The organism is Bacteroidota bacterium (assembly GCA_018816945.1).
In the GTDB taxonomy this organism is placed as follows: Bacteria; Bacteroidota; Bacteroidia; order Bacteroidales.
The window spans coordinates 12,548-34,524 of sequence record JAHIVC010000101.1 but is presented as its reverse complement, the minus strand read 5'-3'; the positions used below and the strand labels follow the sequence as shown (position 1 = coordinate 34,524).

17 protein-coding genes and 1 riboswitch are annotated in these 21,977 nt (G+C 35.3%); of the genes, 3 read left to right on the top strand and 14 right to left on the bottom strand.

Features of this window, described 5'->3' with window-relative positions; genetic code table 11:
* The first annotated feature begins 8 nt into the window (after positions 1-8).
* Positions 9-1,982, top strand: coding sequence for a DUF5017 domain-containing protein (locus KKG99_16550; GenBank protein ID MBU1014605.1), 1,974 nt, complete (start codon positions 9-11; stop codon positions 1,980-1,982).
* Positions 1,983-2,059: 77 nt separating this feature from the next.
* Here KKG99_16550 and KKG99_16545 read toward each other — a convergent pair whose 3' ends face one another.
* A complete protein-coding gene (locus KKG99_16545) occupies positions 2,060-4,648 on the bottom strand; it encodes a TonB-dependent receptor (GenBank protein MBU1014604.1) in 2,589 nt (862 codons plus the stop codon).
* A gap of 138 nt (positions 4,649-4,786) precedes the next feature.
* Positions 4,787-4,935, bottom strand: a riboswitch (FMN riboswitch).
* Positions 4,936-5,021: 86 nt separating this feature from the next.
* Positions 5,022-5,801 (bottom strand): C40 family peptidase, encoded by a 780-nt coding sequence (locus tag KKG99_16540; GenBank protein MBU1014603.1) that lies wholly within the window; start codon positions 5,799-5,801, stop codon positions 5,022-5,024.
* A 194-nt stretch (positions 5,802-5,995) separates the two neighbouring features.
* On the opposite strand from KKG99_16540, the gene KKG99_16535 reads away from it, so the two are divergent.
* Complete coding sequence (locus tag KKG99_16535; GenBank protein ID MBU1014602.1) at positions 5,996-8,068, top strand: HDIG domain-containing protein; 2,073 nt, start codon at positions 5,996-5,998, stop codon at positions 8,066-8,068.
* Here KKG99_16535 and KKG99_16530 read toward each other — a convergent pair whose 3' ends face one another.
* The 3 genes from KKG99_16530 to KKG99_16520 all read right to left on the bottom strand — a co-directional run bounded on the left by KKG99_16530 (position 8,069) and on the right by KKG99_16520 (position 9,686).
* On the bottom strand, positions 8,069-8,689 hold the full coding sequence (locus tag KKG99_16530) for a WbqC family protein (GenBank protein ID MBU1014601.1): 621 nt from the start codon (positions 8,687-8,689) through the stop codon (positions 8,069-8,071).
* Between the two features lie 86 nt (positions 8,690-8,775).
* A complete protein-coding gene (gene trxA, locus KKG99_16525) occupies positions 8,776-9,141 on the bottom strand; it encodes a thioredoxin (protein MBU1014600.1) in 366 nt (121 codons plus the stop codon).
* 26 nt (positions 9,142-9,167) lie between these two features.
* Entirely contained in the window at positions 9,168-9,686 is a 519-nt protein-coding gene (locus KKG99_16520) for a redoxin domain-containing protein (protein MBU1014599.1), read from the bottom strand.
* Between the two features lie 143 nt (positions 9,687-9,829).
* On the opposite strand from KKG99_16520, the gene KKG99_16515 reads away from it, so the two are divergent.
* Positions 9,830-10,237: a transposase gene (locus KKG99_16515; GenBank protein MBU1014598.1), complete on the top strand. Its 408-nt coding sequence runs from the start codon at positions 9,830-9,832 to the stop codon at positions 10,235-10,237.
* A gap of 58 nt (positions 10,238-10,295) precedes the next feature.
* Here KKG99_16515 and KKG99_16510 read toward each other — a convergent pair whose 3' ends face one another.
* From KKG99_16510 to secE, 9 genes are all read right to left on the bottom strand, one after another.
* On the bottom strand, positions 10,296-10,613 hold the full coding sequence (locus KKG99_16510) for a DUF3467 domain-containing protein (protein MBU1014597.1): 318 nt from the start codon (positions 10,611-10,613) through the stop codon (positions 10,296-10,298).
* A gap of 16 nt (positions 10,614-10,629) precedes the next feature.
* The gene (rpoC, locus tag KKG99_16505) at positions 10,630-14,919 is read right to left on the bottom strand and encodes a DNA-directed RNA polymerase subunit beta' (protein MBU1014596.1); all 4,290 of its coding nucleotides are present in this window, start codon (positions 14,917-14,919) and stop codon (positions 10,630-10,632) included.
* Between the two features lie 79 nt (positions 14,920-14,998).
* Complete coding sequence (rpoB, locus tag KKG99_16500) at positions 14,999-18,808, bottom strand: DNA-directed RNA polymerase subunit beta (protein ID MBU1014595.1); 3,810 nt, start codon at positions 18,806-18,808, stop codon at positions 14,999-15,001.
* A 138-nt stretch (positions 18,809-18,946) separates the two neighbouring features.
* Entirely contained in the window at positions 18,947-19,321 is a 375-nt protein-coding gene (rplL, locus tag KKG99_16495; GenBank protein MBU1014594.1) for a 50S ribosomal protein L7/L12, read from the bottom strand.
* 53 nt (positions 19,322-19,374) lie between these two features.
* Entirely contained in the window at positions 19,375-19,896 is a 522-nt protein-coding gene (gene rplJ / locus KKG99_16490) for a 50S ribosomal protein L10 (protein MBU1014593.1), read from the bottom strand.
* Between the two features lie 26 nt (positions 19,897-19,922).
* Positions 19,923-20,618, bottom strand: coding sequence for a 50S ribosomal protein L1 (gene rplA, locus KKG99_16485; GenBank protein ID MBU1014592.1), 696 nt, complete (start codon positions 20,616-20,618; stop codon positions 19,923-19,925).
* A gap of 50 nt (positions 20,619-20,668) precedes the next feature.
* Entirely contained in the window at positions 20,669-21,115 is a 447-nt protein-coding gene (gene rplK / locus KKG99_16480) for a 50S ribosomal protein L11 (GenBank protein MBU1014591.1), read from the bottom strand.
* 49 nt (positions 21,116-21,164) lie between these two features.
* Positions 21,165-21,707 (bottom strand): transcription termination/antitermination protein NusG, encoded by a 543-nt coding sequence (nusG, locus tag KKG99_16475; protein ID MBU1014590.1) that lies wholly within the window; start codon positions 21,705-21,707, stop codon positions 21,165-21,167.
* A 56-nt stretch (positions 21,708-21,763) separates the two neighbouring features.
* Entirely contained in the window at positions 21,764-21,961 is a 198-nt protein-coding gene (secE, locus tag KKG99_16470; GenBank protein MBU1014589.1) for a preprotein translocase subunit SecE, read from the bottom strand.
* Between the last annotated feature and the right edge of the window lie 16 nt (positions 21,962-21,977).

The window sequence follows — 21,977 nt, the reverse complement described above, 5'->3', positions numbered from 1 at the left end:
TGAAAAACATGAAAAAGATATTTTATTCATTGATTTTAGGTTTGGCTTTTGCTGTGCTTCTTGGTGGTTGTGAGAAATTCAACGATCAATTCGAGGGACTTGCCGATATGACCAAACTTACAAATGTCGCAGCTTATACATATACTTTGACAAGTGCTGATTATACTACAATTAGCAGTGCCGCCAAAGCTGCTACAACAGATCCCGCTAAAATTGCTCTTGCAACGAGTATAGGGACAAATAAGTTCTTTACAAACTCAGCTCCAGCATCCGAATACGTACCGTATTTGCTAAAAACCAAATATCCTTATGGCGACTTAGGTTCAACTGCTATGATTACTTATACTTTGGGCGAAGATCAACCTACTTATTTGAATGATTTGAGAACAGTTAATATTTTAAATAATGCAGATTATCAATCAGCATGGGGTGGAGGTAATTATGTAAGTGCATTTACCCCTACTTTTACTCCTGCTGCTAAGATTCCGGCAATTTTAGCCGCAAAATTTCCAACAGCTGCCAATGGTCTATACAAATTTGTTGAGTATAATTATTCAGCAATAGATGCAGTTACCGATATTACAGAAGTAAGTTATTATGCATATGATTGGAGTACACATACTGTTACCTCTTCTCCATATACTGTTGTTTCGGAAGCTGGTTGGATGAGTAAAGATGTACTGGGATCACTTAACTGGTTCTGCAGAACCTATAGTAGTAATAATTATGCACAGGTTTCTTCTTACAATAGTGGTGCTATTAATCAAGTCTATATGATCTCTCCGGAAATTAACCTACAAACAGCTGTGGCTCCTTTATTTACTTTTAATATTGTAGCTGGTTATTCTAATGCAGATTGTTTGACCGTTTGGATATCTGAAAATTTTGATGGAACAGAAGCAGGTATAGGCACAGCTACCTGGACAGATATTTCATCTAATTTCACACTCCCACAATCACCGTCAGGATACAGTGTAAGTGCAAATGCCGGCGTCGCTGACTTAACTGCATATGCAGGTAAAAAAGTTCGAATCGCTTTTAGGTATGATGGCGATGGCAGATCTGCTGCGAATCGAGGAACTGACCCTGCAAAAACTACTACTTATCAGGTTGATAATGTAAAAGTATCGGAAGAAAAAGTTGCATTGTCTGTTGCAAGTTCAGAAAAACAATATGTGACTTATAAGTTCAATGGAAGTGCTTGGGTACCCGCAGACAATACTTTTGTAGCTCTACAACCTGTAGATTATACTACCATAGGATTTAGTTATATTTCTTCTGCTAACGTTCCATTATATATTCCTAACTACCTTGGTCAAAAATTCCCATATGCGCTGGAAGGTAATATAAAAACTGTTATTTACAAATCTTCAAGTAATCCAAATTACTCAGGTGCTGCTCAATTTAAGTTAACAAATGGAACATGGGTGCCGAATTCTTTCAAAATTACAAGGACTGAACAATTTGTTTACTCGAATGCTGGATGGTTATTTGACCCAACTGTTAAAATGGTCATGGAGCAATCAGATTATCAATTAATGGTTGATTATGTCTTGGCTACTCCTGCAATTGCAAAATTTGCTAATCCACAATACAAGAATGAGGAGTTTTACTATGGATTTGGAAGTAGGTATTCAAATGTAAGCTTCCGTTTAAGTTATCGAAATCCATATTTCAGTGGACAGGCTTATGGATTCCCAGCATCCGGTGACGCTGAATTGTATGCAGCAAGCACTGATGCAGCTAAAGTAGCACTCTTATGGGAACGATTAAAAAAAGGTATGGAGAAATTTGCTCAGCTACGTTACCCAAATGCTGTAGCTAAGGTTAGTGGAGTGGATGTTTATTATTATTTAACAACTTATCTTTATTATCCCACAGGAGTGAATGCCGGAAATGAATACCATGAATATGTTTTCAAATGCACTGGATCTGGTAATCCTCCAACTTTTGAATACGTTTCTGACAGAACTGTAAACTAAAGATTTATTTAAATTTTATAAAAAAGGAGGTCGATCGGCCTCCTTTTTTATTTCTGCCTGTTTAAGCACTCATTTCATTAAAAGTTAACTTTTAAATTGAGGCTGAAAGTGCGCCCAAAGCCCCAATTTCCTTGAAAAGTAGAGAGATCATGATTTGATCCGTCTTCACCTCTGGTGATGTATTCCTTATTTAACAAATTATAACAACTCAGGCCGGTATAAACATCATGGTTTGATATTTTAAAGGTGTATCCAAGGTGTGCATCTAAAAGACTGTATGATGGCAACCTGAACGATTGTTTCCGGTCAGTTGGATTGTAACGCGCGGCAGGATCAAAGTCGGCATACAAACGATCATTATAGGTATAGTTAAAGCTAAAATCGAACAGATCGATTATTTTACTTTTCACGAAAACACCTAATTGAGTTTGGGGAGCATCGCCAACAAAAAGCCCATTGGCATAAACTTCGGTGGTATCAACTACAACATTGTGTTCGTTATAAAGTTCGGCTACAACATCGTTTTTCCATTTCCAATTGCCAAGTGAGGCCATAAGTCCAACAGAAAATTTATCGCTGATTATTTTTTCAAATTCTATTTCTATTCCTTTGTGAACTGCATCTAATCCTCTTACCAGAGCCCTGGTTTGAGATTGATTTTCCAAAAGGATATATTCTTTTGATAAGAATGAAATATCCTGCCAATTAGTATAGTAAGCATTCACGCTAAATTTTTGATTATGATCTTTGTATCCATAACCAAGTTCAATAGAATAGATGTTTTCATTATTGATATTGAGGGATGGTGTATTAGTCCAATTGCCGTAAATGAACTTAAAATACGGTGCTTTAGAATAATAAGATGAGTTTAAATAAACTTTGTTTTTTGAATTCAAATGATAACTCAATCCGCCCTTGATATCAAATCCTATTTTACCAATGCTTTCACTTTTGATGTCGTTAATATAATTATATCTGTCTTCGCGCTGATAACTGGTATATGAAATACTGGAGGCCACAAAGCTGTTCAGTTTATTGTGAGTGTATTCTATTTGACTAAATAAATTAGTGAAATGAATAATGGCGCCATTATCAACTTTGGTAATATCACCCACTTTTTTGATTTGATTTCTTCCACCAACTCCGTCAATTGCCCAGGCGTAAGTATCTATCCAAAATTGGCCACCCAATAAATCCCTTACTTTCTCCTGTAACTTCGATTTAAAATATCTTTGATGTATACCCCCAATGAATTTAAATTTTTCATTGATCTGATAATCAAAATTTGAGAGAATTCCAGTCCAGATATGACTTGCTAAAAAATCAGTTTGAATGGTATTGGAGAAGCCATTTACAATGGTCCCGTTTGCAAGCGTATAATTTGATTGATTAGAAGTGTTGTTATTATAAATTCCATCCCAATCAATTTGCCGACTTGCATTTCGGAATGAAAATATAGATGGCCCGTAATTGAATGATTCGGCCCATTTTCCACCTCCGTAACCATAAGAAAAGTAAGCTGAAGTAGCTAAAAACATCTTTTCATTGATGTTCCAATAATGATTCAAATTTGCCTGAGGTTTGTGATAATAATTTTCAGAAATATTATTTATTTTTCCGTTATAACTGCCCCAATCCTTGTTAAATTTTAATCCATATTGTTGGGTTTCTTCATTGCTAAGCAATAGATTACGTTGCCCATGTTTTTCAGGAGCGCCTAATAAAGTAAAAGTGACCTTATGATTTTTATTGAATTGTTTGCTTGCTGTTAGAAAATAAGCCCAGGCATCTACATAAGTAGCATCAACATATCCGGGGCCTGAAGTGTGAGAACCTAAAAATGAAACCGACCAACCATTCTTAAGTAAACCTGATGACAGACTAATGGTGCTTTTTTTATTTCCATAACTGGTAATTGAATGCATAAATGCTCCACCTTTAGAAGTATTTGTTGATTTGGTAATGATGTTAATGGTTCCACCGACAGAGTTGAGTGCTACCTTTGATGCTCCTATTCCTTTTTGAACCTGAATCATTTCAGTTGCGTCGGCCAGCCCAATCCAGTTATTCCAATAAACCAACCCATTTTCAACACTGCTAATCGGTACCCCGTTTAAAAGTAATGCCACGTTTTCTTGTTTAAAACCTCTTAAACTAACTTCCGCATCGCCGCTTCCACCTCCTTTTCTGGTTGCGTAAATGCCCGGAATGCTTTTCATGATCTCCGGAAAACTTTGATCTCCAAGCTCTTTTTCGATAGTTTCTGATTTAATATTTGAGACAGATACGGGTGTATTGTTATCAGTAACAATGGATGAAATGATATTCACTTCTACCAGATCAGTCGATTCAGGTTCTAAAATTATTATTCCTAAATCAATCTTATTAGAAGTGTTGTCGAGGAGCTCAATAATTCGGCTTTTAAAACCGATTGAACTGATGATTAATTTCTCCGGTATCCTTTTAATTTCCAGATGAAATTGACCGGAATAATCAGTAACAGTTCCAATGGAACGATTGCTCGATAAATAGATATTAGCCCCATAAATAGCATTTGATAAATCACCGCCGCTTACTTTTCCGGTAATCTGAAATTGAGAAAAAATATTTGATGTAATCAAACTTAGGATGAGAACACTTAATAATTTAAAAATCATTTTTTTCATTGCTCAATAAATTAAAATTCATAAAAAAACCGAACATAATTATTCGGGGCATATGAATTATCATTTATTGATCAAAACACTTCATGCATCTTAATTTGATATAAGGTACAGAAATGATTGAAAGCATCAACCAAGGATAATCTTCTTCTACCATCCAGACTTTACTGTCGGCACCTGAATTTCACAGGTTCAATCCCGATTTTTTAACTAAAAAATCGGGAGTCGCGGACTTTAACCGCCGGTCGGGAATTTTCGCGTTGGCGAATCACCCTGCCCCGAAGAAATTATTATTCTGCAAAATTAAAATAATATCTTATAAAAAAAATGAAATTTGTAATTTAGAATAAGTTTAGAAAGCAAAACCAGAATTGCCTCAAATGATTTTTTTAATCAACCGTAATTTATGACTGTAACATTGGTCAACCGAATCGTAAATGCCATGGTGATCAATAGAATCGATACGAACATACCCTGAAGCATGGATAATTTTTGAATCTGGCAATAAAATTCCAACATGAGTAATAGCCCCTTCATCATTATCGAAAAAACATAAATCGGCCGGTGAAGCATCTGTGATCAGATTAATTGTTTCTCCCTGAGTAGCTTGTTGTGAAGCATCTCTCAATAATTTGATGCCTGATAAATAATAGGCCATCTGAACAAGTCCTGAACAATCAATTCCAAAAGGACTTTTACCTCCCCATAAATAAGGCGCATTTTTATACATTAAAGCATTTTCGATGATATGGCCGGCACTGATTTTTTGTTTTGATGATACAAACGCCCCATTATAGGTGTATTCCTGCCAGTTTATCTGAAAAACTTTGTTTTGTTCTCCGTAAATATTGCTTCCCAATAATATAGGGAAAAAGGTGTTTTTGGAATTATTATTAACGACTTGAACCAAATCCGAAACGATATTATGAGTTTCGGAAGTATATAGTTTGAATTCATTTTCTGAGATCTGACTTATTTGTTTTTGCTCTATCCAACCTTCATAATTATCATTTGATATCCTTATTTGATGCCAATTTTCTCCATTCTCTATGATTGTATAAGTATGACCAAATAATAATTGAGTCACCATTTCGGCACTATTATTTGCCTCTTTTCTAACGGGAATCAAACTATATTCGCAAATTCCATAGTTCATATGATGTACTTTTGTGTTCCTAAAATTAGTGAAATATTATTTATATATCGCATTTTCATTATATTTACTACTAGTTAATTTTATTTTATGAAATGCACATAAGACTGGTCATACAAACTGAGTGTGAATACATTGGTATTCTCCCGAAAAATCGGGACAAGCTATGTGGCAATTAAGAAATAAATTATAAACACATGAAAAGAGTTTCCGATTTTTTACGAATACATAAATCCCCAATAATCAAAGGATTGCTATTTTTATTTTCAATCATTCTTCTGGTAATTATTTTTCCAAAAGAAGGAAAATTTAAATATGAGTTTCAAAAAGGCAGACCGTGGATGCATAACGATTTAATCGCATCATATAATTTTGCTATTTTAAAACCGGAGAGTGAAATTGATCAGGATAGGAAAATCATACTTGCTCAGATAAAGCCTTATTTTGTTTATGATGAGGGTATTACACTAACCAAACAAGATGAATTATTTGAAAATTTTGAAAATAATTGGAAGGCAAAATATAAAGATTCGCCTATGAGCGAGCAAAAAAAGAATTTGAATTGGTACAGATGCAGTATGATTTTTGATTCGGTTATCACCGTTGGCATTATTGAAAATTTAGCAGAAATTGTGGATGTGACCAAACAAGAACTATTCGTAATGATAAAAGGCAATAAAGCTGAAGAAAAGCGATTTAGTGAAGTCTTTAGTATTCAATCAGCGTACGACTATTTTCAAAAAGCGGTCACCGGAAATTCAAGACTAGATCAAAGCATATTGTTGAGCACGCTTGAAAATACACTTTTTATAAATATTAAATATAATAAAGTAAAAACTGAGGAAGAAAAACAATTGCAATTGAGCAAGTTATCTCTTATGCGCGGTATGGTTCAAACGGGCGAAAGAATTATTTCAAAAGGGGAGTTGGTATCGTCGGACAAATTTCAAATTTTAGAATCGATGAAGAAGGAGTATGAACAACAATTGGGCTCTGCATCAACATACTATGTAATTTTATTAGGGCAACTTATCCTGATTTCAATATCAATGGTTGTATTATTCTTCTTTCTGTTATACTTCAGGAGAGAAATATTTTTTGATAACATTAAAATTGCCTTGATTTTATTGTTGATTATTATGATGGTATTCATTACCAGTTTGGTTATTAAATACAATGTCGGATATTTATATTTGGTGCCTATTTGTATTATTCCTTTAATTATAAGATCATTTTTTGATACACGACCGGCTTTGTATGTGCATATTATCACCATTATTATCATTGGATTTTTAGTGCCTAATAGTTTTGAATTTGTCTTTCTTCAACTTATAGCTGGAATCATTGCAATCATCAGTGTTGTGCAGTTGCAGCGCAGGGCTCAGTTTTTTAGGAGTTCATTGATGATATTTGTAACTTATTCGACCGTATACTTAGGATTAAGCTTAGTACAGGAAGGAAGCTTTAAAGGCATTGATTGGACTTCTTTCTTGTTATTTGGCGGAAGTGCAGTCCTAACCTTGTTCTCTTACCCATTGATTTATCTGTTTGAAAAGGTTTTTGGATTAATTACAGACGTAACCTTAATAGAACTTTCTAACACAAATAATAAATTATTACGGGAATTGTCGTCGAAAGCACCGGGTACCTTTCAGCATTCAATGCAGGTAGCAAACTTAGCAGAAGAAATATTATTTGAGATCGGTGGAAATACCTTACTGGCCAGAACAGGGGCCCTTTACCATGATATAGGAAAAATGGATGCACCTGTATATTTTATAGAAAATCAATCATCTGGAATCAATCCTCACGATAAGTTGACTCCAGATCAAAGCGCTAAAATTATTGTTGATCATATCTATAGAGGTGTAGAACTTGCCACTAAATACGATCTGCCTAAACAAGTGATTGATTTCATCGTCACGCATCAGGGGAGTAGAAAGGTGGAGTATTTTTACCATATGAAAATGAACAGTAAAGAAGCTAAAAATATTGATGAGAAATTGTACTCATATCCGGGACCAATTCCGATGAGCCGCGAAACTGCTGTGGTTATGATGGCCGATTCTGTTGAGGCTGCATCAAGAAGCATTAAGGTTCCAACCGAAGAATCTTTAAATAAGCTTGTTGAAAGTATTATCGAAAAGCAAATTGACGCTAATCAATTTATTGACTCAAATATTACTTTCCGTGAGATCACAAAAATTAAAGAAATCCTAAAGAAAAAACTATTGAATATTTATCATGTAAGAATTGAATACCCCGAATAATTATTTCTGAACCATTGATTGCAAATAGTTTAAAGTATTGGGACCTTCGTTAAATAATAAATCCAGAATACTTAAGTTTTCGAGGAAGCCATATTTTTGACTGTAAAGTTGATAATACTGCGGATTGTTTATTGAAACTTTGCTTTTGGGACTGATACTTGTTCTTAAATCTACAATTTCAGAAGGATTATTAATGTAATCTTCACTGATTTTAATCGTATTCTTTATTCCAATCTCATTCAAAAGAAAATTTAAAACATGCAAGTTGTACTCAAATAATTTCGATGAAGGAAATTGCAATGTTTTCCGGATTTCATCTTTGTAATAAATAAAAAAGGCGGAAGTATTATAGGCAGTTTGCAACGATTTCCAATGATGTAATCGCCAATCAGAATGATCCGAAATTTGAATATCGATGGTTTTTGTATGATTGCCATTCACTTTGTTAATTGGAATAATCAATGCTTGTAACCCATTGGGAGAATAAATATGGCTTCGATTTCTAAAAGTTTGCTTAGTATAGGTTTCATGAGCTTCAATTGTGATTTCATCTGCAAGGGCAATGCACGAAAGATAATTGATGGGAGGGAGGTATGCTGTACTTAAAAGAATTTTATCCATAAATTATCTGTTATCAAGCTTGTGCAAAAATAAAAAAAAAGCCGTGACAAAAATCACGGCCTTTTAACCTGCTAATTTTTAATCAATTATTTTGCTGATACAGTTTTTAAAAGAACTTCTTCAATAGCTTGTTTTAAAGAGTCTTTTGGTAAGGCTCCTTGTGCCATTTGTGGTTGACCATCCTGTGGACAGAATAACATTGAAGGAATGCTTCTTATTCCAAATGCAGCAGCTAATTCCTGCTCAGCTTCTGTGTCAACTTTATAAATATTCACTTTACCTTCATATTCTTTCGATAATTCATCTAGTATTGGGGCAACCATTTTACAAGGGCCGCACCAATCAGCGTAAAAATCGATTAAACATGGTAATTTGCCTTCAAATTTCCAATCTTTATTTTCTTCGTAATTAAATACTTTATCTAAAAAAGTTTGTTTCGTTAAATGTTCCATTTTATGTGATGTTTTGCGCTGTTAAATTATTTTTGACTTGTTGCGTTCCCTTTTTGAGGTGTGGATAGCAAGAACTCTTTTATTACTTGTTCATAATACTCTTTCGACATTGCACCTGTTTGCTTCATAGGTTGTCCTGTTGCAGGTACAAAAAGTATGGCAGGGATTCCGGTAATTTGAAAAACAGAGGCCAATTTTTGTTCGGTTTGAGTATCTATTTTGTAAATTTTCACTTTTCCTTCATAATTGATTGCGAGTTCTTCCATAATGGGAGCAATCATTTTACATGGATTGCACCAATCAGCATAGAAGTCAATAATACAAGGCTCGGTTCCTTTATAAACCCATTCGGTAGGACTAGATTCAAAATCCCATACCTTTTCTTTAAATGATTCGTAGGTTAAATGTTCGGGTAATATTTTACCATCCTTATTAGTTTTGGCTTCAGATTTACTTACATCTTTTTTTTCATTGCTATTAGCAGATGCACAGCCAAAAGATAAAACCCCAACCAGCATTAAAGTAATTAAATTAAGTGTTCTCATTTTTGTAAATATTAATTTTTATACAAAGATATATATTATTCAATATTAAATCGCATTAATATCACTATTTTTTTTATTTTTGTATCAATAATTGTTCCAGTTTAATTAATTGTCACGAATAAGAATAATGTAATAAGCATAATATGAGCATCTTAATGTACAATCTTGATATAAGTCAATTTAATGACAAATTTTCAGATAATGATAAATGTCTGAAATATTTGGCAGAACTTAAATGGCAGGATGGATTTAAATGCCGTAAATGCGGACATACTAATTTTTGTAAAGGAAAAAGCAGTTATTCGAGAAGATGTACAAAATGTAAGTCTGAAGAGTCGGCTACGGCACACACAATTTTTCATCACTGTAAAATTGATATTGTTGATGCATTTCAAATTGCTTATAGCGTTTGCAAAGAACCGGGTATCTCAACTTACGAGCTATCAAAGAAGCTTGAGTATAGGCAAATGACTTGTTGGAAGTTTAAAAAGAAAATTATTGATTGTGTTGAACAGGAGGGTGATTTGAAACTTTTTGATTTTCAGGGGTGACACCCTGAAGGGTGTCAAAAAAAAAGTGCTACTAAATAGTAACACTTTTTTTGTTTTATTATGCTTGGGCCGTGGGACCGCCAAAACTAATTGGTGGAAGGCCTTCACCCGCATTTGATTCTATAATATTACCATGTATGGATTCAAATTTTGAAATGTTATCCTGAAGTGCCCGAAGCAGTCTTTTGGCATGTTGAGGAGTTAAAATTACCCTCGATTTAACCTTAGCTTTTGGAACACCAGGCATCATTTTAATAAAATCAACAACAAATTCGGCATTAGAATGAGTTATCATTGCGAGATTTGAATAAATACCTTCAGCAATTTCCTCACTCAATTCAATATTTATTTGTTTTTGATTATTTGAATCATTCATAAAGCGAATTTTTAAATTAAACCTCAACTGCTTTTTTTGCAGCCATCATTGCATCATACTCTTCTTTCGAACCAGTAAGGATATTTTGATATTCACGAAGTCCTGTTCCAGCAGGAATTTTATGACCAACAATTACGTTCTCTTTCAAGCCCATTAAATAGTCAGTTTTGGCCATTATTGATGCCTGCGTAAGAACTTTGGTTGTTTCCTGGAATGAAGCAGCTGAAATAAAGCTATTTGTTTGTAATGAAGCCCTTGTTATTCCCTGTAAAATCTGACGAGCAGTTGCAGGTTGAGCATCTCTTGATTCGATAAGTTTCTTATCCTTACGTTTCAACATAGAGTTCTCATCTCTTAATTTACGGGCACTTACAATTTGTCCTGCTTTAAAATTATCAGATTCTCCTGAGTCAATAATTACTTTCTTTCCAAAAATTTCATCATTCTCGTCCATGAAAGATATTTTGTTAACCAGTTCTCCTTCAAGGAATTTTGTATCACCAGGATCAGCAACTTCAACTTTACGCATCATTTGACGAACGATGACTTCAAAATGTTTATCATTGATTTTAACACCTTGCAATCTGTAAACTTCCTGAATTTCGTTAACAATATATTCCTGAACCTTCATTGGTCCTTTAATTGCAAGAATATCTGCCGGAGTCATTACACCTTCTGATAATGGTGTTCCGGCTTTCACATAATCATTTTCCTGTGCCAGGATTTGTTTACTTGTTGAAATAAGATATCTCTTTTCTTCACCGGTTTTTGAGGTGATGATAACCTCACGGTTACCACGTTTAAGTTTTTTACCGAAAGATACTACACCATCAATTTCTGAAACAACAGCAGGATCAGAAGGGTTTCGAGCTTCAAATAATTCTGTTACCCTTGGAAGACCACCGGTGATATCACCTGATTTTCCAATTGCTCTAGGAATTTTAACCAGGATTTCACCAGCTATAACTTTTGCTCCGTCATTAACAATAATGTGAGATCCTACAGGAATGTCATACGATCTGATTTCAATATCGTCAGAATTCAATATAGACATACTGGGATTTTTTGATTTTGAACGTGATTCAATAACCACCTTATCCTTGTATCCGGTTTGCTCATCTGATTCAACACGATAGGTTAATCCTTCGATCACATTATTGAAGACAATTTTACCATTTACATCTGATAAAATAACAGCATTATAAGGATCCCAAGTGCTAATCAAGGTACCTTTTTTGATCTCTGTATTATTTTTTACCAGCAGAGATGATCCGTAAGGAATATTTCCGGAAGTAAGCACTATTTGTGTTTTCTTGTCAATAATTCGCATTTCTGCAGATCGACCGACAACTACATCGAATTTACTTCCTTCAGTATTAGTGTATTCAACAGATCGTAATTCGTCAATTTCAATGATACCATCGAATTTAGCTTCAATTTTTGAAGAAATTGTAATGTTTGAAGCAGTACCCCCAACGTGGAATGTACGTAATGTTAACTGCGTACCTGGCTCTCCAATTGATTGAGCAGCAATTACACCAACAGATTCACCTTTCTGAACCATTCTACCTGAAGCAAGGTTACGACCATAACATTTGGTACATACCCCAAGTTTTGATTCGCAGGTTAATACCGAACGAATTTCAACTGCTTCAATTGGTGATGCTTCAATAATTTCGGCTATATCTTCGGTTAATTCTTTACCGGCTTTGATTATTAATTCTTCGGTTATTGGATGATAGATGTCGTGAACGGTAGTCCTTCCAAGAATTCTATCGTATAACGATTCAACAGTTTCCTCACTCTTTTTCAGAGCTGTAATTGTTAATCCACGTAAAGTACCACAATCTTGTTCAGATATGATAACATCTTGTGCAACATCAACCAAACGTCGGGTCAGATAACCGGCGTCAGCTGTTTTAAGTGCTGTATCAGCTAAACCTTTACGTGCACCGTGAGTTGAGATAAAATACTCAAGTACTGATAATCCTTCTTTAAAATTTGAAAGAATCGGATTTTCAATAATTTCGCCTCCGGTAGCACCTGATTTTTGTGGTTTAGCCATTAATCCCCTCATACCTGATAACTGACGAATTTGTTCTTTTGATCCCCGAGCTCCAGAATCCAGCATCATATATACTGAATTGAAGCCTTGCTGATCTTTAGAAATCTGGGCCATCAAGGTATGTGTAAGTTGTGAGTTGGTATGTGTCCAAATATCAATAATTTGATTATAGCGTTCGTTATTGGTAATGAATCCCAAATTATAGTTATTCATTACTTCTTCAACTTCTAAATTTGCATTTTTAACCAACTGAACTTTTTCTTCAGGGATTAATACATCACCTAAATTGAAAGATAAACCACCTTCAAAAGCCATATTAAATCCAAGTTCTTTGATATTGTCGAGGAATTCAGTAGTTATGGCAGTTCCGGTTTTTCTAACAACGTCTCCGATAATGTCCCTTAATGCCTTTTTAGTAAGAAGCTGATTGATATAACCATAACCTTCAGGAACTACCTGATTGAATAGAACCCGACCAACAGTAGTATCAATCATTTTGTTGACTATAACATTATTCTCAACGTCATTTGTTTTAACGCTGATCATCGCGTGCAAGTCAATTTTTTTCTCGTTATAAGCAATGATTACTTCTTCCGGTGAATAGAATCTAAATCCTTCACCTTTAACAATATGTTCAGGAGTACTTTTTCTGCCTTTGGTCATGTAATACAATCCTAAAACCATGTCCTGAGATGGCACTGTGATAGGGGCACCGTTCGCTGGATTTAAAATGTTGTGGGATGCAAGCATTAAAATTTGGGTTTCCAGAATTGCTGCGTTTCCTAACGGAACGTGAACAGCCATTTGGTCACCGTCAAAGTCGGCGTTGAAAGCCGTACAAACCAATGGGTGCAACTGTATCGCCTTTCCTTCAATTAATTTAGGCTGGAAGGCCTGAATACCTAATCGGTGAAGGGTAGGAGCACGGTTCAGCATGACCGGATGGCCTTTCAAAATATTTTCGAGTATATCCCAAACAACAGGATCTTTACGATCAACAATTTTCTTAGCTGATTTTACGGTTTTAACAATGCCTCTTTCAAGCATTTTTCGAATGATAAATGGTTTGAATAATTCAGAAGCCATATCTTTCGGAATACCACACTCGTTAAGTTTTAAATTGGGTCCAACAACAATTACAGAACGACCTGAATAGTCGACACGTTTTCCAAGTAAGTTCTGACGGAATCGTCCTTGTTTCCCTTTTAAACTATCGCTTAATGATTTCAGTGCCCTGTTCGATTCTGTTTTAACCGAGTTTGCTTTTCTTGAGTTATCAAATAATGAATCAACGGCTTCTTGAAGCATACGTTTTTCGTTTCGCATGATTACATCAGGAGCTTTGATTTCAATTAATCGTTTTAAACGGTTATTACGAATAATAACACGACGATACAAGTCATTTAAGTCGGATGTAGCAAAACGGCCGCCATCTAGTGGAACCAATGGTCGAAGTTCAGGTGGAATAACAGGTACTACCTTCACAATCATCCATTCAGGTCTGTTTTCGATCCTGGTCCTTGCATCACGAAATGCTTCAAAAACCTGAAGACGCTTTAACGCTTCGGCTTTACGTTGCTGAGATGTTTCGGTATTCGCTTTATGACGAAGATCAAATGACATGGTGTCAAGATCTAATCTGGCCAAAAGGTCATGAATTGCTTCGGCACCCATTTTTGCAATGAATTTATCCGGATCCGAATCGTCCAAATATTGATTTTCAGCCGGAAGACTTTCAATAATCTCGAAATATTCTTCTTCTGTCAGAAAGTCAAGATAATTGACACCTTCAGCTGCTTTTATCCCTGCGTTGATAACAATATAGCGTTCATAATAAATGATCATGTCAAGTTTCTTGGTTTGTAAACCAAGTAAAGCACCTATTTTATTAGGTAATGATCTGAAGTACCATATATGTGCAACAGGAACAACAAGTTGAATATGACCAATACGTTCACGTCTAACTTTCTTTTCAGTAACTTCTACTCCGCAACGATCACAAACAATACCTTTGTATCGAATCCTTTTATACTTACCGCAATGACATTCCCAGTCTTTTACAGGCCCGAAAATTCTTTCGCAAAAAAGCCCGTCGCGTTCAGGTTTGTAGGTACGATAGTTAATGGTTTCGGGTTTAAGAACTTCTCCACTTGATTTTTCAAGGATTGCTTCAGGAGAAGCAAGACTGATGGTCATTTTTGTGAATGTTCCGGTACCGGTATTTTCTTTTCGAAAAGCCATATGATGAATTTAAATTGAATTTGTAAAGAACAAAATTTTATGCGTAGAGATACATTAAGTATCCCTACGCAAGAATGTTTTAATCAAAAGTTACATTTAAGCCAAGGCCCTGTAATTCGTGTACTAAAACGTTAAAGGATTCTGGTAAGCCTGGGGTCGGCATATTTTCACCTTTTACAATACTTTCGTAAGCTTTGGCTCTACCGATTACATCATCTGATTTTACGGTAAGGATTTCTTGTAAAACATTAGCAGCACCGAATGCTTCTAAAGCCCAAACCTCCATTTCACCAAATCTCTGACCTCCAAATTGAGCTTTACCGCCCAATGGTTGCTGAGTTATAAGTGAATACGGTCCGATAGAACGGGCATGCATTTTATCATCGACCATATGGTGAAGTTTTAGCATGTAGATGTAACCAACCGTTGCAGGTTGATCAAATCGTTTACCGGTTCCACCGTCGTGCAAATAAACTTTACCATTTTCGGGTAAACCTACATTTCGCATGTACTCGTTAATTTGATCGATACTGGCACCGTCGAAAATTGGGGTCGCAAATTTAACACCCATTTTTTTGCCTGCCCATCCCAGAACTGTTTCATAAATCTGACCCAAGTTCATACGAGAAGGTACACCTAACGGATTTAAGACAATATCAACCGGAGTTCCATCATCAAGGAATGGCATGTCTTCTTCACGTACAATTTTTGCAACTATACCTTTATTACCGTGACGACCGGCCATTTTATCTCCCACTTTAAGTTTACGTTTTTTAGCTACATAAACTTTTGCCATCTGAATAATTCCATTTGGAAGATCATCACCGACGGTTGCTACAAATCTTTTTCGATTGAAAACACCAAGTAATTCTTTATGCTTAATATTGTAATTATTGATAAGGGATTTGATTAAATCGTTTTTATCCTTATCAGTTGTCCATTTATTTGGATTGATATTGGAATAATCAACGCCCAGCAATAATTTTTGAGTGAATTTTGATTTCTTAGGAATGACTTCCTCTTTAAAGTTATTATAAACACCTTGTGAAGTTTTACCAATAACAAGTACATTAAGTTTCTCAACAAGTTTTTCTTTTAACTCGGCTGCATCTCTTAAGTGCTCGTCTTCCAATGCCTGAATAATTTCTTTTTCACGAACTTTGGATTTTCGGTCTTTGATAACTCTTGAGAATAACTTTTTATCAACTACAACTCCTTTTAATGAAGGCGGTGCTTTAAGTGAAGCATTCTTCACGTCACCAGCTTTATCGCCGAAAATTGCACGTAATAGTTTTTCTTCAGGGGTAGGATCACTTTCTCCTTTCGGAGTAATTTTTCCTATGAGGATATCTCCTTCGTTAACTTCAGCACCAATCCTGATCAATCCATTTTCATCCAAATCTTTGGTAGCTTCGGCACTAACGTTAGGAATGTCATTTGTTAATTCCTCAATTCCACGTTTTGTATCCCTAACTTCAAGTGTAAATTCTTCAATATGCACAGAAGTAAAGATGTCTTCTTTTACAACGCGTTCGGAAATTACGATAGCATCCTCAAAGTTATAACCTTTCCATGGCATAAAAGCAACCATCAGGTTACGTCCTAATGCCAATTCACCTTTTTGAGTTGCATAACCTTCGCACAATACTTGTCCTTTGGTTACTTTATCGCCTCTTCTCACAATCGGGCGTAAATTGATACTTGTATTTTGATTGGTACGAGTGAATTTGGTAAGTTTATAAGTTTTTACATCATCTTCAAAACTTACAAGTCTTTCATCATCCGTTCTTTCGTACCTAATTTTAATCTCGTCTGCATCAACATGCTCAACAATACCAGTTCCTTCAGCATTAATCAAAACACGTGAATCACGAACAACCTGACCTTCAATTCCTGTTCCAACAATTGGGCTTTCAGAATTTAATAAAGGCACAGCCTGGCGCATCATATTTGATCCCATCAAAGCACGGTTAGCATCATCATGTTCCAAGAAAGGAATCAACGAAGCTGCGATAGATGCAATTTGATTAGGCGCAATATCGATTAAATCCACTTTTTCCTTTTCGATAATTGGGTAATCAGCTAAATATCTAGCCTTTACTTTATCTCTTTGGAAAGTTTGACCGTCTTCTTTAAGCAATGTACTTGCCTGAGCGATGATTTTTTTCTCTTCTTCTTCAGCACTTAAATAAATGGGCTCAGCATCTTTTTCGATTTTCCCTTCAATTACATTTCTGTAAGGAGTTTCGATAAAACCAAGTTTATTTATTTTTGCAAATACGCATAATGAAGAAATCAAACCAATATTTGGTCCTTCAGGAGTTTCGATTGTACATAATCGCCCGTAGTGGGTGTAATGAACATCACGAACCTCAAAACCTGCACGTTCACGTGATAATCCACCCGGACCTAAAGCAGAAACACGACGTTTGTGTGTAACCTCTGATAAAGGATTGGTTTGATCCATGAATTGTGAAAGCTGGTTGGTTCCAAAAAATGAATTAATAACTGAAGATAAGGTTTTAGCATTAATCAGATCAGTTGGGGTGAAAACCTCATTGTCGCGCACATTCATTCTCTCTCTGATCGTTCGTGCCATTCGGGCTAATCCAACACCAAATTGAGCATATAATTGCTCTCCTACAGTTCTAACTCTACGATTACTTAAGTGGTCGATATCATCAACATCAGCTTTGGCATTAATTAAATCAATAAGATATTTTATAATAGAAATAATATCTTCCTTAGTCAATACTTTAGTTTCAGGAGGTGTATCCGTACCTAGTTTTTTATTGATTCTATATCTTCCAACATCACCTAAATCGTAACGCTTATCTGAGAAAAAGAGTTTATCTATAATGCCTCTGGCTGTTTCTTCATCAGGAGGCTCAGCATTTCTTAACTGTCTGTAGATAAATTCAACAGCTTCTTTTTCTGAGTTGGCTGTATCTTTTTGAAGTGTGTTAAAGATAATGCTATAGTCAGAAGTATTAATGTCATCACGATGAATTAAGATAGTCTTGATTCCGGCATCAACGATTAAATCGATGTGCTTATTTTCAAGTTCAGTCTCTCTATCAATGATAACTTCAGTTCTTTCAATTGAAACAACTTCACCGGTATCTTCATCAACAAAGTCCTCGATCCAAGACCTTAATACACGAGCTGCCAACTTACGTCCGACAACTCTTTTTAATGCTGCTTTACTAACTTTTACAGTTTCAGCCAAATTAAATATTTCAAGGATATCTTTATCACTTTCGAAACCAATTGCCCGTAATAATGTAGTTACCGGAAGTTTCTTCTTTCGGTCGATGTAAGCATACATTACATTATTAATATCGGTTGTGAATTCCATCCACGATCCTTTAAAAGGGATAATACGGGCAGAAAACAATTGGGATCCGTTTGCGTGATAATTGGTACCGAAAAACACCCCTGGTGATCTGTGAAGTTGAGAAACAACAACCCTTTCAGCTCCATTAACTACAAATGTTCCTTTTGGGGTCATGTAAGGTATCATACCAAGATATACATCCTGGATGATGGTCTCAAAGTCCTCGTGATCGGGATCTGTACAATAAAGTTTAAGTTTTGCTTTAAGGGGCACACTATAAGTGAGCCCTCTTTCAATACATTCTGCGATTGAATACCTGGGAGGATCTACAAAATAATCCAGGAATTCGAGAACAAAATTATTTCTAGCATCAGTTATTGGAAAGTTTTCTGCGAAAACTTTATACAAACCTTCATTCACACGATTTTCAGGATTTGTTTCCAATTGGAAAAAATCCTGAAAAGATTTTAATTGAATATCCAGAAAATCAGGGTATTCCGTGTGTATGCGGGTTGATGCGAAGTTTATTCTTTCAGTTTTTTGAATTGTCAAGGTTTTCAAGTTTTAGCCCGCCTAATGCGGACTGGTTAGTAGTTTAATTTATTACCAAAATCCAGAAGCAGACTCGAAATCCAATAATAATTAGAAGATAGTCTTCGTCTCTCTAATCAGTAAATAATGCTTAACTACTTACTTAACCTCAACCTCAGCACCTGCTTCTTCTAACTGACTTTTTAGAGCTTCAGCTTCGTCTTTACTAACACCTTCTTTGATTGCTTTTGGTGCTGAATCAACTAATTCTTTAGATTCTTTAAGACCTAAACTTGTAAGTTCTTTAACCAATTTAACTACTGCTAGTTTTGATTGTCCAGCTGCGGTTAGAATTACGTCGAATGAGGTTTGTTCTTCTGCTGCTACTTCTTCAGTTGCACCTGGAGCTGCTACAGCCACTGCTGCTGCTGCTGGTTCAATACCATATTCATTTTTAAGAATACCAGCTAATTCATTAACTTCTTTTACTGTTAAGTTAACCAATTGTTCTGCAAAAGCTTTTAAATCTGCCATTTTATTTTTGTTTTTAATTGTTTTTAATTTAATCTTTAAGTACTTAAAGCCTATTATTCAGGCCTTTCTGATAATGTTTTGAGTACACCGGTTAATGTTTGACCGCCTGATTGTAATGCTGAAATAACATTTTTTGCAGGAGATTGAAGTAATCCGATGAGTTCTCCAAGAAGTTCATTTTTAGATTTAATATTAATCAAAAAGTCAAGTTGATTATCCCCGATGTATGTCATCTCTTCAACATAAGCACCTTTTAAAATCGGACGATCGCTCTTTTTTCTAAACTCTTTAATTAATACTGCCGGCGTATTGCCAGCCTCTGCGAACATTAGTGAAGTAGTTCCCTTAAGAACATCGTAAAGAGGTTCTAAGTCTTTATTGGTTTTTTCCATTGCTATTCGAAGCAAGGTGTTTTTAACCATCTTCAGTTTAATGTCTTTTTTAAAACACATTCCTCTTAAGCGTGTAGTTGCTTCGGAGTTTAAGTCGGAAATATCAGCGATATAAAAATACTTACTGTTATTCAGATCTTGCGTTAAAGACTCGATAAACTGATTTTTTTCTTCTCTTGTCATAACTAAAAATTCTATTTACCAGTCAATTATAAGGTTGCTGATTTTGGTTCAATTTGTATACCAGGACTCATGGTACTGGACATATAGATACTTTTAACGTAAGTGCCTTTAGCAGCAGTTGGTTTTAACTTGATAATTGAATTGATAAACTCTTTTGAATTATCCAACAGTTGTGCTTTATCAAAAGATACTTTGCCAATTCCTGCATGTATAATACCAAATTTATCAACTTTGAAATCAATTTTACCTGCTTTCACGTCATTTACTGCTTTTCCTACTTCCATGGTAACAGTACCGGTTTTTGGATTAGGCATCAGTCCACGAGGTCCAAGAATTCGACCTAAGGCACCAACTTTCGCCATCACACTAGGCATTGTAATTACAACGTCTATATCTGTCCATCCACCTTTAATCTTATCAATATACTCATCAAGACCGTAATAATCAGCGCCAGCAGCCTTAGCTTCTTCTTCCTTATCGGGAGTACAAAGCACCAAAACGCGAATTGTTTTACCTGTGCCATGAGGCAAGGTTACAGTTCCTCTAACCATCTGGTTTGCTTTTCTTGGATCTACACCAAGTCGAACATCTATGTCAACTGAAGCATCAAATTTGGTATAGGTTAAATCCTTTACTACTTCAATAGCTTTGTCGAGTGTATAGACTTCGTCCTTATTGTATTTCGCTATGGCTTCTTTTCTTTTTTTTGTAATTTTAGTCATTTTCTAATTGCTTAAATAATTATTGACTAATAAGCTAAACGCAACTGCATTTAGTTTTTAGCAAAAGGCGCTTGTCCTTTTATTCTAACACCCATACTCCGAGCAGTTCCTGCAACCATTTTAGCTGCCGAATCAATTGTAAAAGCATTCATGTCAACCATTTTTGATTCCGCAATTGCAGTTACTTGTTCCCAAGTAATGGTAGCAACTTTGGTTCTGTTTGACTCAGGTGAACCTTTTTTAATTTTCGCGGCCTCCATGATTTGAACAGCTACCGGGGGTGTTTTTATAATAAAATCAAAGGATTTGTCTTTGTACACCGTAATAATCACAGGGATAATTTTACCAGCCTGATCTTGTGTACGAGCATTAAACTGCTTGCAAAATTCCATAATATTAACCCCTTTAGCTCCTAATGCAGGACCTACCGGAGGAGAAGGATTTGCAGCACCACCTTTAATTTGTAGTTTAATTAATCCACTAACTTCTTTTGCCATTTTGTTTTAAACTTATAGAGTTTATAATTGGGCTAAATATTTGATAATCTTATTCCTTTTCAACTTGCATAAATCCAAGTTCAAGCGGTGTTTTTCTACCGAAAATTTTCACCATTACTTTCAACTTTTTCTTTTCCTCATTGATTTCTTCAATGATTCCGCTAAAACTGTTGAAAGGGCCATCTATAACAGTAACCGATTCGCCTACGATGTAAGGAATGTTTGCTTCCTCGCCTTGTTCGGCTAATTCATCAACTTTTCCGAGTATCCTATTAACTTCGGATTGACGGATTGGATCGGCTTCTCCTTTAGTTCCCAGAAATCCCAAAACATTAGGTATACTTTTAATAATGTGTGGAACTTCACCAACCAATATTGCTTCAATTAGAACGTAACCAGGGAAATAGTTTCTTTCTTTGCTGATTTTTTTTCCCTTCCTAACCTGATAAACTTTTTCGGTCGGAATCAGTACTTGCGATATATAATCATTAAGGTTCAGTCGATTAATTTCATTCTCAAGGTATTCTTTTACCTTTTTTTCTTTTCCACTAATCGCCCGAACAACATACCATTTTTTTATTTGTTCGCTCATACTAACTCTGGAATTATTATTGATTTATTATCAAATAAAATATTAGATACCAAATACTAGAACAGACTATAAAAAGTCTCTAATATTGTTTGAAATGACATATCCATCAAATAAATAACAAATGCTATTATAAGGGAAGCAATGGATACCACGATTGCACTATTTTGCAATTCACTCCAAGTCGGCCAAGCCACTTTATGAACTAGTTCATCGTAGCTGTCTTTAATGTAATTGAACTTTAATAATTTAGCCATTTATCTAATATTTTTG

What these genes read in the sequence shown, in the direction of transcription:
- KKG99_16550 (MBU1014605.1), top strand. Translation starts at nt 9, where the DNA reads ATGAAAAAGATATTTTATTCATTGATTTTAGGTTTGGCTTTTGCTGTG.
- KKG99_16545 (MBU1014604.1), bottom strand. Translation starts at nt 4,648, where the DNA reads ATGAAAAAAATGATTTTTAAATTATTAAGTGTTCTCATCCTAAGTTTG.
- KKG99_16540 (MBU1014603.1), bottom strand. Translation starts at nt 5,801, where the DNA reads ATGAACTATGGAATTTGCGAATATAGTTTGATTCCCGTTAGAAAAGAG.
- KKG99_16535 (MBU1014602.1), top strand. Translation starts at nt 5,996, where the DNA reads ATGAAAAGAGTTTCCGATTTTTTACGAATACATAAATCCCCAATAATC.
- KKG99_16530 (MBU1014601.1), bottom strand. Translation starts at nt 8,689, where the DNA reads ATGGATAAAATTCTTTTAAGTACAGCATACCTCCCTCCCATCAATTAT.
- trxA (MBU1014600.1), bottom strand. Translation starts at nt 9,141, where the DNA reads ATGGAACATTTAACGAAACAAACTTTTTTAGATAAAGTATTTAATTAC.
- KKG99_16520 (MBU1014599.1), bottom strand. Translation starts at nt 9,686, where the DNA reads ATGAGAACACTTAATTTAATTACTTTAATGCTGGTTGGGGTTTTATCT.
- KKG99_16515 (MBU1014598.1), top strand. Translation starts at nt 9,830, where the DNA reads ATGAGCATCTTAATGTACAATCTTGATATAAGTCAATTTAATGACAAA.
- KKG99_16510 (MBU1014597.1), bottom strand. Translation starts at nt 10,613, where the DNA reads ATGAATGATTCAAATAATCAAAAACAAATAAATATTGAATTGAGTGAG.
- rpoC (MBU1014596.1), bottom strand. Translation starts at nt 14,919, where the DNA reads ATGGCTTTTCGAAAAGAAAATACCGGTACCGGAACATTCACAAAAATG.
- rplL (MBU1014594.1), bottom strand. Translation starts at nt 19,321, where the DNA reads ATGGCAGATTTAAAAGCTTTTGCAGAACAATTGGTTAACTTAACAGTA.
- rplJ (MBU1014593.1), bottom strand. Translation starts at nt 19,896, where the DNA reads ATGACAAGAGAAGAAAAAAATCAGTTTATCGAGTCTTTAACGCAAGAT.
- rplA (MBU1014592.1), bottom strand. Translation starts at nt 20,618, where the DNA reads ATGACTAAAATTACAAAAAAAAGAAAAGAAGCCATAGCGAAATACAAT.
- rplK (MBU1014591.1), bottom strand. Translation starts at nt 21,115, where the DNA reads ATGGCAAAAGAAGTTAGTGGATTAATTAAACTACAAATTAAAGGTGGT.
- nusG (MBU1014590.1), bottom strand. Translation starts at nt 21,707, where the DNA reads ATGAGCGAACAAATAAAAAAATGGTATGTTGTTCGGGCGATTAGTGGA.
- secE (MBU1014589.1), bottom strand. Translation starts at nt 21,961, where the DNA reads ATGGCTAAATTATTAAAGTTCAATTACATTAAAGACAGCTACGATGAA.